Consider the following 11,000-nt stretch of genomic DNA (forward strand, 5'->3'; position numbering starts at 1 on the left):
GATCGGCGTCGCCGCCGTGGTCCTGCCGTCGACCGGTACACCCGCCCAGGCCGCGACCCCGATCGTTCAGATCGTCAAGGCCGCAAGGAGGACCCCCGCCGACAAGCTCCACGGATACCGTGAGTCCATGCGTTGGCGTGGTTTGCCGCTGGATGTCCTGCTCGCGGTCTCAGGTGTGGGCCTGGACCTGTTGACGACGGCGCACGCGGGCGACACCAGATACCTGCCCGCCGAGATGAACATCCCGATGGCGCTGCTGGTGGGCCTGCCCATGGGGCTCGTCCGGCGCCGGCCGGTGCCCGTCGCGCTCTACCTGGCCGGGCTCCTGGTGGTGACCGACCAGCTCGAGTCGTTCACGTCCAACACGGCGCAGATCCTGGTCTGCGTGGCGCTCGGAGTCGTGGGATACCGCTCCGGCTGGCGGGGCACCGTGCTCGCGGTGGCCGCCGCGATGGTCGCGACCGCGTTGAACATCGTCGACCCCGGCATCCCGGTCGTCATGAACACCTGGGTGTACTCGGTCTTCCTGGCGGTCTTCCCGGCCGTGCTCGGGGCGTACCTGCGCGGCTCGGCGGGGCCGCTGGAGGAGCGGGACGTCACGCCCGACGCGCTGCTGGCGGCGGGCGGGGTGGCGATCACCGTGCTCAGCACCTGGACCTCCTGGCACGCGGGCACCCAGCCCGTCTGGGTGGTCGGCCTGCTCGCCGTGGTCGGCGGCCTGTCGCTGGGCATCGCCCGGCGGCTGCCCGGGGTGGTGCTCCTGCTGCAGGGCGCGCTGCTCGTCTCCGCCGACACCTATCTGAACCAGGTCGTCAACACCTGCGTGATCCTCACGCTCATCGCGATCGGCGTGTTCGCGATGCGGGTGACCTCCTGGGCGTGGACGATCATCGCCTACGCCGCCGGCTGCATGCTGACCGCGATCGCCGTCGTCGGCCAGGAGACCCAGACCACGCCGTTCCGCGTCGGGATCCTCATGACGCTGGTGGCCACGCCGATCGCCATCGGCCGCTACCTCGGCATGCGGCAGGCCGCGGCGGCCGCCGAGCGGCTGCGCGCCGAGGAGGCGGCCCGCGCGGCCGTCGCCCAGGTGCGCGCCGACCAGCTCGCCGAACGCGAGCGCATCGCCCGCGACGTGCACGACATCGTGGCCCACCACGTGGGCGCCATGGTCCTGCGGGCCAGCGCCGCCCGCTACACCGCCCCCGACGGCCCCGTCGCCGACGCGCTCACCGACATCCGCGAGACGGGACACCAGGTGCTGCAGGACCTGCGCGACCTGCTCGACCTGCTGCGCGACCCCGAACGCCAGCCCGACCTGCTGGCCAACCCCGCCGACGTGGTCCGCGAGTCCGCCGAACGCATGGCCGCCGCCGGGCTCGTCGTCGACCTCGAACTCGACCCCGCCACCGACCGGGCGCCCCTCATCGCCCGCGCCTCCGCCGCCCGCATCGTCCAGGAAGGACTCACGAACGTGCTCAAACACGCCGGCCCCGGCACCGAGGTCCGGGTCAGCGTCACCCCGTCGGCGGAGGGCCTGTCCGTACGGATCCGCAACGGCCGTCCGCCCACCGTCGTCGAACGCCTGCCCTCGTCCGGGCGCGGCCTGGCCGGCATGCGCGAACGTGTCCGTACCCTCGGCGGCACCCTCTCCGCCGGGCCCGACGGCGAGGGCGGCTGGCTCCTGGCCGCCAGCCTCCCGGCCAGGAGCGTCGCATGATCCGCGTGCTGGTGGCCGACGACCAGGCGCTCGTACGGGCGGGCGTGCGGATGCTGCTGCAGGCCACGGGTGACATGGAGGTCGTGGGGGAGGCCGTGGACGGGGCCGAGGCGGTCCGCCTGGCCGAGCGCCACCTGCCGGACGTGGTCCTCATGGACCTGCGCATGCCCAGGGTCGACGGGCTGGAGGCGATCAAACGCGTGCTCGCGGCCCGGCCGGGCGCCCGGATCGTGGTGCTGACGACGTTCGCGGAGGACGCCAACGTGTACGCGGCGCTGCGGGCCGGCGCGGTCGGATTCCTGGTCAAGGACGACGAACCGGAGCGCATGGTGGACGCCGTGCGCCGGGCGGCGGCGGGGGAGCAGCTCCTGGCGCCGTCGGTGCTGCGCCGGGTCGTGGAGCGGTTCCTGGACGCCGAGGAGCAGGCCGCCGCGCCCCCGCCCGCCGGGCTGACCGAACGCGAGCTGGAGGTGCTCGCCCTGGTCGGCACCGGGCTGTCCAACGCGGAGATCGCGGAGGAGCTGCACGTGGGCGTGACGACGGTCAAGACCCACATCGCGGCGGCCATGGAGAAGCTGGGGCTGCGCAACCGCATCCAGGCCGCCGTCGTGGCCCACCGCACCGGCCTCGTGGACGCCTCCTTCCGCCCGGTACGCCCGCCGCGCCCCTGACCCCGCCCCTGACCCCGCCCCTGACCCCGCCCCTGACCCCGCCCCGCTCGTCCGCGGGACGGGGGACGGCCGCTCATCCTCCGGGTGGACCGGCGTGGGCATGGTCACCGGTGGCCCCCGCCGCCGCTAGGGTCGGGGTGTGGTGTATGTGAAGATCTGCGGGTTGAGCCAGCCCGAGCATGTGACCACCGCCGTGGAGGCGGGCGCGGACGCGATCGGGTTCGTCATGACCCGGAGCCCGCGCAGGATCGCGCCCGACCGGGCCGCGGAGCTGGCCGCGCTGGTGCCCGCCCATGTGCTGACCGTGGGGGTGTTCCGCGGCGAGGACCCTGACACGGTGCGCGCGGCGGCGCTGGCGTCCGGCGTACGGGCCATCCAGCTGCACGGCAAGCACCCGCACGGCGACTTCACCGCGCTCAAGGACCTCGGCCTCCGGCTGATCAGGGCCGTCGACGCGGAGGCCGACCTGCGCTGCGGAGCCTACGACGAGGACCTGCTCCTCGTGGACGCGCCGCACGCCGGGTCCGGGCAGGCGTGGGACTGGGCGGCCGTCCGCGGCCGCGCGTCGGGGCAGTGGCTGCTGGCCGGCGGGCTCGCCCCGTCGAACGTGGCGGAGGCGATCGCGGCGGCCGCCCCGTGGGGCGTCGACGTGTCCAGCGGCGTGGAGACCTCGCCCGGGGTGAAGGACTCGGCGCTCATCCGGGCGTTCCTCGAGACGGCGCGGCGTGCCGGCTGAGGCGGCCCTGGACCTGGCTCGCGCGGTGGGCTTCCAGCACGCCTTCGCGCGCCGCAGGACTCCGCGGGAGGTGACCGTCCCGGGCGGGTTCGCGGTGCTCGACGGGCGCTATCCCGGGTCCCACGACGACAACAAGCTCGTCGTCGGCCCCGGGCCGGTCCCGGAGACGCCGGAGGAGGCCCGGGAGGCGGCGGAGCGGCTGCTGCGGGCGGCCGACGAGGTGCTCGCGGAGCGGGAGCACCGGCTGGTGTGCGTGGACGACGACCGGCTCGGCACGGCGCTCGCGCCCGCGTTCCTCGCCGCCGGCTACGAGCACGAGACCAACCTGATCATGGCCTTCCGCGGCACGCCCCCGCTGGGCTCCGCGGTGGCCGAGCGGCTCTCCCCGGCCGAGCTGCTGCCGGTGCTGCGGCGCGACTGGCGCCACACGCTGCCCCAGGCGCCGGACGAGGTGATCGACGGGCTCGCCCGGCGGGTGGAGGGCCGGCTGCGCGACGCCGACGCGGTGAGCTTCTGGGGGGTACGCGCCCCGGACGGGGAGATCGCCGCCAGGGCCGACCTGTACGAGCACGGCGGCGTCGCCCAGATCGAGAGCGTCTTCACCGGCGCGGATCATCGGGGCAAGGGGCACGCGCGCACCCTCATGACCGCGCTGCTCGCGCGGGCGGCGGAGGCCGAGCTGATCTTCCTGGTGGCCGACGCGGCCGACTGGCCGAAGGACTTCTACGCCAAGCTCGGCTTCGAGGAGCTGGGCCGCACCCACGCCTTCCTCCGGACCTGACCCCGCCGCCCGGGAAGGGTGGAAATGTGAGCGTCCCATGCGGGGCCGCTGTGTCAGAGTTCCACGCAGTAGGGTCTGCTCGTGAGCGAAACTTCCGCCGAGGACCGGATCTGGACGGTTCCCAACCTGCTGAGCTTCCTGCGACTCCTCGGCGTCCCCGTCTTCCTCTGGCTGGTTCTCGGGCCCAAGGCGGACGGATGGGCCATCGCGATCCTCGCGGTGGCCGGTTTCACGGACTGGCTCGACGGAAAAATCGCTCGCGCCTTCAACCAGACCAGCAGGCTCGGCCGGATCATCGACCCCGCCGCCGACAAGCTCTACGTCTTCGCCACCATCATCGGCCTGCTGCTACGCGACGTGATCCCGTGGTGGCTGGTCGCGGTCATCCTGGGGCGCGAACTCTTCGTCGCCTGTTTCATCCCCGTACTTCGCAAACATGGCTACAAGGCACTTCAGGTGCATTACCTGGGCAAGGCTGCCATGTTCAACCTCATGTACGCCTTCCCTCTCCTCTTCCTTGCCTCCCATACGGGGTGGTATGCCGATATAGCACGAATTGTCGGGTGGGCATTCGCGCTTTGGGGAACGGGCCTGTACTGGTGGGCAGGCGTGTTGTATGTGGTACAGGTGCTGCAACTCGTAACCTCGGCCAAAAAGGAGTGATCGGGTGAAGGCGGTCGTCATGGCAGGCGGAGAGGGAACTCGGCTGCGTCCCATGACCGCCAACCAGCCCAAGCCCCTGCTGCCCGTGGTCAACCGCCCGATCATGGAGCACGTGCTGCGCCTGCTGAAGCGCCACGGCATCACCGAGACGGTGGTCACGCTCCAGTTCCTGGCGGCGCTCGTCCGCAACTACTTCGGCGACGGCGACGAGCTCGGCATGAGCCTCCAGTACGCCACCGAGGACGTGCCCCTCGGCACGGCGGGCAGTGTCAAGAACGCCGAGGACCGGCTCCGCGACGACCGTTTCCTGGTGATCTCCGGCGACGCTCTGACAGATATCGATTTAACCGACATGATCCGGTTTCATCGTGAAAATTCGGCACTTGTGACAATCGGCCTCAAGCGCGTCCCGAACCCCCTCGAATTCGGGATCATCATCGTGGACGACGGGGGACGCGTTCAGCGCTTTCTCGAGAAGCCCACCTGGGGCCAGGTCTTCTCCGACACCGTCAACACCGGCATCTACATCATGGAGCCCGAGGTCCTCGCCACCGTCGCCGCGGGCGAGCCCGTCGACTGGTCCTCGGACGTCTTCCCCGCCCTCCTCGACCAGGGTGCCGCCATCTACGGCTACGTGGCCGACGGCTACTGGGAGGACGTCGGCACCCACGACAGCTACCTCAAGGCCCAGGCCGACGCCCTGTCCGGCCGGGTCAACCTGGAGATCGGCGGTTTCGAGCTCTCGCCGGGCGTCTGGGTCGCCGACTCGGCCTCGGTCGACCCCGACGCCGTGCTCAAGGGCCCGCTGCTCATCGGCGACTACGCCAAGGTCGAGGCGGGCGCCGAGCTGCGCGAGTACACCGTGCTCGGCAACAACGCCGTCGTCCGCGAGGGCGCCTTCCTGCACCGCGCGGTCGTCCACGACAACGTCTACCTCGGCCCCGGCGCCCACCTGCGCGGCTGCGTCATCGGCAAGAGCACCGACATCATGGCCGGCGCCCGCATCGAGGAGAACGCCGTCATCGGCGACGAGTGCGTCATCGAGCCCGAGGCGTACGTCTCCAGCGGCGTCAAGGTCTACCCGTTCAAGACCATCGAGGCCGGCGCGGTCGTCAACACCAGCGTCATCTGGGAGTCGCGCGGCCAGCGCAACCTGTTCGGCCCGAGGGGCGTCAGCGGCCTGGTCAACGTCGAGATCACCGCCGAGCTGTGCGTCCGGCTGGCCAGCGCGTACGCCACCACGCTCAAGAAGGGCGAGTACGTCGTCACCTCCCGCGACTGCTCCCTGGCCGCCAGGGCGCTCAAGCGGGCCGTCATCGGCGCGCTCACGGCGGGCGCGATCAACGTCCTGGACCTGGAGGCCGCCCCGCTGCCGGTCACGCGCTTCCACACGGCCCGCGAGTCGGCCGCGGGCGGCATCACCCTGCGCACCACGCCGGGCGACCCGCAGAGCGTGGACATCGTGATCATGGACGGCCGCGGCGCCGACCTGCCCCCGGCCGCCCAGCGCAAGCTGGAGCGGGTCTTCTCCCGGCAGGAGTTCCGGCGCGCGTTCCCGGGGGAGATCGCCGAGCTCACGTATCCGGCCAGGGCCGTCGAGGACTACACCCACGAGCTCCTGCGCCACGTGGACGTGGGCGACGTCAGGGACATGAAGGTCGTCGTGGACTGCGCGGGGGGCACCTCCTCGCTGGTGCTGCCCACGCTGCTCGGCCGCGTCGGGGTCGAGGTGCTCACCGTCAACGCCCGCCTCGACGACGTCTCGCCCACCGAGACGCTCGCCGAGCGCCGCCGCGACCTGCAGCGCCTGTCGGAGCTGGTCAGCTCGTCGCGGGCGGCGTTCGGGGTCCGGTTCGACCCGGTCGGCGAGCGCATCGCCCTCGTGGACGAGATGGGCCAGCTCATCAACGACGAACGCTCCCTGCTCGTCGTGCTCGACCTCGTCGCCGCCGAGCGCAGGGGCGGCCAGGTGGCCCTGCCGGTCACCACGACCAGGGTCGCCGAGCAGGTCTGCCGCTTCCACGGCGTACAGGTGCAGTGGACCTCCACCGCGCTCGACGCCCTCACCTCGGCCGCCGCCGGCCCCGACATGATCTTCGCGGCGGACGGGCGCGGCGGCTTCGTGGTGCCGGAGTTCAGCCCGGCCATCGACGGGCTGGCCTCGTTCATGCGCCTGCTCGGGCTGGTGGCCCGCACCCGCCTGTCGCTCAGCCAGATCGACGCCAGGATCCCCGAGGTCAAAATGCTCAAGCGCACGGTCCCCACGCCGTGGGCGGCCAAGGGCGCCGTCATGCGCTCGGTCATCGAGGCGGCGGAGGCCGAGCACGAGGGCCGGCGCATCGACACCACCGACGGCGTGCGGGTGGCCCACGACGACGGGAGCTGGGTGCTCGTGCTGCCCGCGGCCACCGAGCCCGTGACCGATCTGTGGGCCGAGGCGGGCGACATGGACGGCGCCCAGGCCCTGCTCGAACGGTGGGCCCGCATCGTGGAGCAGGCCGCCATGTGAACAATCGTCGCGGAGGGTGAAGAAAAAGCCATTAGGGTTGACGTGCCCAGACAGTGCCGCAAGATCGTAATGTAGAAACGCGCGGCGGCATGGACCACGGGGCGGAAGCGGCGGTAACTTTGTCTGCGTCCAAACCACAGTCCAGTGCCCCGCCTTGACCTTTGCCGCTGATCAGCGTATCTTGCGGCATTCGCAAACTTGAAAAAGCGAAGCGAGGCGCGTCTTTGAGCACCGTCGCCGCGTCTTCGCGGTAGGAGGCCGAGCCGATCGATGCCGAGCGTCTACTGCACGCAGTGCGGGCACGCCAACCCCGAGGATGCCCGTTTCTGTTCCCGCTGTGGGTCACCGCTGACCAGACCCGAGGTCTCCGGGGACACCACGTCGACGATCTCCATCGCGGGAATCGAGGCATACGAGGCTGAGGCAGGCGACATGCTCCTGGCGGAGCGGGCTCTGGTCGAGCAGTTGCCGCCCGGCACGGCGCTGCTCACGGTGACCAGGGGCCCCAACCAGGGGAGCCGTTTCCGGCTGGACAAGAACCTCACCACGACCGGGCGCCACCCGGAGAGCGACATCTTCCTCGACGACATCACGGTCTCCCGCCGCCACGTCGAGTTCTACCGCCACCCCGGCGGTCAGTTCTCCGTGCGCGACGTGGGCAGCCTCAACGGCACCTACGTCAACAGGGAACGCATCGAGGAGGTTCCCCTGCACTCCGGAGACGAGGTGCAGATCGGCAAGTTCCGCCTCGTCTTCCTGATGCGGACCCACGCCGGCGCATGATCGAGCCGAGCGAGCGACTCGTGGACGCGCCGTCCCGGGAGGTCACATGACCTCCCAGGCGGCACGCTCTCACATGAGCATCGGGGAGGTGCTCGCGCTCCTGCAGGGCGAGTTCCCCGATGTGACGATCTCCAAGATCCGCTTCCTGGAGGGTGAGGGGCTGATCGAGCCCGAGCGCAGCCCGTCCGGCTACCGCAAGTTCACTCACCTGCACGTGGAGCAGCTGCGCTTCATCCTGCGCGAGCAGCGCGACCATTACCTGCCGCTGCGGGTGATCAAGGACAGGATGGCCGAGAGCTTCGGCCGTCCGCGCGCCGTACAGGAGAAGACGGAGGTCCGGCTCAGCCGGGCTGAGCTGCTCGAGGCGGCGGAGATCGACGACGAGACGCTCACCGAGCTCGAGGACTACGGCCTGCTCGCCCCGGTGGCCAGGCGCTACGACGAAGAGGCGCTCAACGTGGCCCGCAGCATCGGCGCGCTGGCCCGCTTCGGCCTGCGCGCCCGCCATCTGCGGGCGGTCAAGGCCGCGGCCGAGCGCGAGTGCGGGCTCGTCGAGCAGGCGGTCGCGCCCATACTCAAACGGCGGGCCCCCGGCGCCATCGGGGAGGCCGACGAGGTCGCCAGGGAGCTTTCCACACTCCTGCTCGACCTGCACGCATCCCTTGTGCGGTCGGGGATCCGGTCCGTACTGGGGCGTTGAGACCCTGGCGAGCTGGGAGGCGGGGGCGCATTCCATGCCCGCCGGGTGTTACGTTGAATTGCAGTAGCCAGTCAGCAGTAGCGACCCGCAAATAGCTGTGCCGGGTGACCGGTCAGGAATACGGAGCAGCCCGTGTTGCAGATGGAGGTCGTGGGCGTTCGAGTTGAAATGCCCACAAATCAGCCGATCGTCTTGCTCAAGGAGGCACACGGGGAGCGGTTCCTTCCTATATGGATTGGCATGACCGAGGCGACGGCCATCGCGCTGGCCCAAGCGGAAGAGCCACCGCCGCGTCCGCTCACCCACGACCTCTTCCGAGACGTGCTGAGCGCTCTGGGCGTCGGCCTGCGAGCGGTCAACATCGTCGCCTTGCGCGACGGCATCTTCTTCGCCGACCTGGTCTTCTCCAACGGCGTGGAAGTGAGCGCGCGGCCGTCCGACTCGATCGCGCTCGCCCTGCGCACCGGAGCGCGCATCTTCGCCAGCGAGGAGGTCGTCCAGGAGGCCGGGGTGATCATCCCGGACGACCAGGAAGACGAGGTGGAGAAGTTCAGAGAGTTCCTTGACACGATCACTCCCGAAGACTTCGGCAGGGCGGGGTAGGTATTTCGGTGCATTTACGCTTCACGACGCGCCGAGCCGGATCGTTGACTGAGCATGGTCACGGTCCTACGGTGCAAGTGAAACCCGTGGTCGCCCTTTACGAACCCCCAGATCAGGCCGCGGGATGAGAGAAAGCCGGAGGTCCGCGTGGCGGTCAGCAGCGGCGAGGGAAAGACGGCCGGCCAGGAAGATCCGGTTCGGCGCGAGAGCGCGCGGCAGCGTGCCGGGGAGCAGGGCCTGCTCTTCGACGAACAGCCGGCGTCGCTGCCGGCGGACATCGGATACCGCGGGCCGACGGCCTGCGCGGCGGCCGGCATCACCTACAGGCAGCTCGACTACTGGGCGCGCACGGGCCTCGTGGAGCCCACGATAAGAGCCGCACAGGGCTCGGGCTCCCAGCGGCTCTACAGCTTCCGAGACATCCTGGTGCTCAAGGTCGTCAAGCGGCTCCTCGACACCGGGGTGTCGCTGCAGCAGATCCGTACGGCCGTCCAGCATCTGCGTGACCGCGGGGTCGCCGACCTCGCGCAGATCACGCTCATGAGCGACGGCGTCAGCGTCTACGAGTGCACCTCGGCCGACGAGGTGATAGACCTGCTCCAAGGCGGTCAGGGCGTGTTCGGCATCGCGCTCGGCCGGGTCTGGCGAGAGGTCGAGGGCTCCCTCGCGGAGCTGCCGGGGGAACGAGCGGCGGTCGAGGACAGCGTCCCGGCCGACCACCCCGCTGACGAGCTCGCCCGCCGTCGCCGCGCGCGGCGCCTCAGCTAGCACACCCCCTTCTGCCGTGGGCCGCCGGACGCGGCCCACCGGGCAATCCGCACATAACGCATCGACGGGGAAATTCATGCGTAACGCGGAGGGTTGTAATCTAGGACAGCAAGGCTGATGACCCCGTGCGGGAGAGTCCCTGGGACCCGCGGGTCTCAGGGCGCCGAAGGAGCAACCCTCCCCGGAATCTCTCAGGCACCCTGTACCGCTCGGGTGAGGCAACTCTGGAAAGCAGGCGCACCCGCCAGGCGCGCCTCACCGACGGTGCAAGCCCCGTTCCCGGGGTGAAGCTCTCAGGTCGCGGCGTCGCCGCGCTGACAGAGGGGGAGATCCGGCACTCGCCCGCGCCACGGCGCCGGTCTCCATAGCCTCGGGAGGCACTGTCCATGACCGACCTGTCAGCTCCGCCGTTCTCGTCCCGGCACATCGGCCCATCCGCGACCGAGCAGCAGCGCATGCTCGAGGCCGTGGGCTTCGAGTCCGTGGCGGATCTGGTGGCCGTGGCCGTCCCCGAGGCCATCAGGGCCAAGGACCGGCTCCAGCTGCCCGCCGCCGTCGGCGAGGCCGAGGCCATCGCCGAGCTGCGCGCCCTCGCGGGGCGCAACCGCGTGCTCACCTCCATGATCGGCCTGGGCTACCACGACACGATCACCCCCGCCGTCATCCGGCGCAACCTGCTGGAGAACCCGGGCTGGTACACCGCCTACACCCCGTACCAGCCGGAGATCTCGCAGGGCCGCCTCGAGGCGCTGCTGAACTTCCAGACCGTCGTCTCCGACCTGACGGGCCTGCCCGTCGCGGGCGCCTCCCTCCTCGACGAGGCCACGGCCGCCGCCGAGGCGATGACCCTGGCCCGCCGCGCGGGCAGGTCCAAGAGCAGCGTGTTCGTGGTGGACGCCGACGCGCTGCCGCAGACCAAGGCCGTGCTCGCCACCAGGGCCGAGCCCCTGGGCATCACGCTGGTGGAGCACTCCCTCGAGGGCGAGCTGCCCGAGTGCTTCGGCGTGCTCGTCCAGTACCCGGGCGCGTCCGGGCGGCTGCGCGACTTCCGCGCCGTGGCCGCCGC

At 70.9% G+C, this 11,000-nt stretch carries 10 protein-coding genes, 1 pseudogene and 1 riboswitch; all 11 genes and pseudogenes read left to right on the plus strand.

Translation table 11 applies throughout. The features are described from left to right. Nucleotides 1–1,720, plus strand: a 1,720-nt coding sequence (locus tag ACWDX9_RS52945) for a sensor histidine kinase (RefSeq protein WP_449969606.1), incomplete at its 5' end; no start/stop codon positions are given. After that, nucleotides 1,717–2,391, plus strand: a complete 675-nt coding sequence (locus tag ACWDX9_RS52950) for a response regulator (RefSeq protein WP_449969609.1) — start codon at nt 1,717–1,719, stop codon at nt 2,389–2,391. The genes ACWDX9_RS52945 and ACWDX9_RS52950, both read left to right, overlap by 4 nt. A gap of 139 nt (nt 2,392–2,530) precedes the next feature. Continuing rightward, nucleotides 2,531–3,127 (plus strand): phosphoribosylanthranilate isomerase, encoded by a 597-nt coding sequence (locus ACWDX9_RS52955; RefSeq protein ID WP_449969612.1) that lies wholly within the window; start codon nt 2,531–2,533, stop codon nt 3,125–3,127. Beyond that, complete coding sequence (locus ACWDX9_RS52960; RefSeq protein WP_449969615.1) at nt 3,117–3,908, plus strand: GNAT family N-acetyltransferase; 792 nt, start codon at nt 3,117–3,119, stop codon at nt 3,906–3,908. Before ACWDX9_RS52955 ends, ACWDX9_RS52960 begins: the two co-directional genes overlap by 11 nt. Nucleotides 3,909–3,989: 81 nt before the next feature. Continuing rightward, nucleotides 3,990–4,571 carry a CDP-alcohol phosphatidyltransferase family protein gene (locus ACWDX9_RS52965; RefSeq protein WP_449969618.1) on the plus strand — a complete coding sequence of 194 codons (582 nt, stop codon included), beginning with the start codon at nt 3,990–3,992 and terminating at the stop codon, nt 4,569–4,571. A 4-nt stretch (nt 4,572–4,575) separates the two neighbouring features. Further along, nucleotides 4,576–7,080, plus strand: a complete 2,505-nt coding sequence (locus ACWDX9_RS52970) for a sugar phosphate nucleotidyltransferase (RefSeq protein WP_449969621.1) — start codon at nt 4,576–4,578, stop codon at nt 7,078–7,080. A gap of 270 nt (nt 7,081–7,350) precedes the next feature. Beyond that, entirely contained in the window at nt 7,351–7,863 is a 513-nt protein-coding gene (locus ACWDX9_RS52975; RefSeq protein ID WP_185074355.1) for an FHA domain-containing protein, read from the plus strand. A 73-nt stretch (nt 7,864–7,936) separates the two neighbouring features. Next, nucleotides 7,937–8,563 (plus strand): transcriptional regulator FtsR, encoded by a 627-nt coding sequence (ftsR, locus tag ACWDX9_RS52980; RefSeq protein ID WP_364241452.1) that lies wholly within the window; start codon nt 7,937–7,939, stop codon nt 8,561–8,563. Nucleotides 8,564–8,695: 132 nt separating this feature from the next. Beyond that, complete coding sequence (locus tag ACWDX9_RS52985; protein WP_090771501.1) at nt 8,696–9,166, plus strand: bifunctional nuclease family protein; 471 nt, start codon at nt 8,696–8,698, stop codon at nt 9,164–9,166. Between the two features lie 147 nt (nt 9,167–9,313). Continuing rightward, complete coding sequence (locus ACWDX9_RS52990; RefSeq protein WP_350734655.1) at nt 9,314–9,934, plus strand: MerR family transcriptional regulator; 621 nt, start codon at nt 9,314–9,316, stop codon at nt 9,932–9,934. 118 nt (nt 9,935–10,052) lie between these two features. After that, nucleotides 10,053–10,152: riboswitch (glycine riboswitch) on the plus strand. A gap of 168 nt (nt 10,153–10,320) precedes the next feature. After that, nucleotides 10,321–11,000 (plus strand): annotated as a pseudogene (locus ACWDX9_RS52995) (glycine dehydrogenase (aminomethyl-transferring)); the annotation flags it as partial.

Source organism: Nonomuraea sp. NPDC003201, from assembly GCF_053590415.1.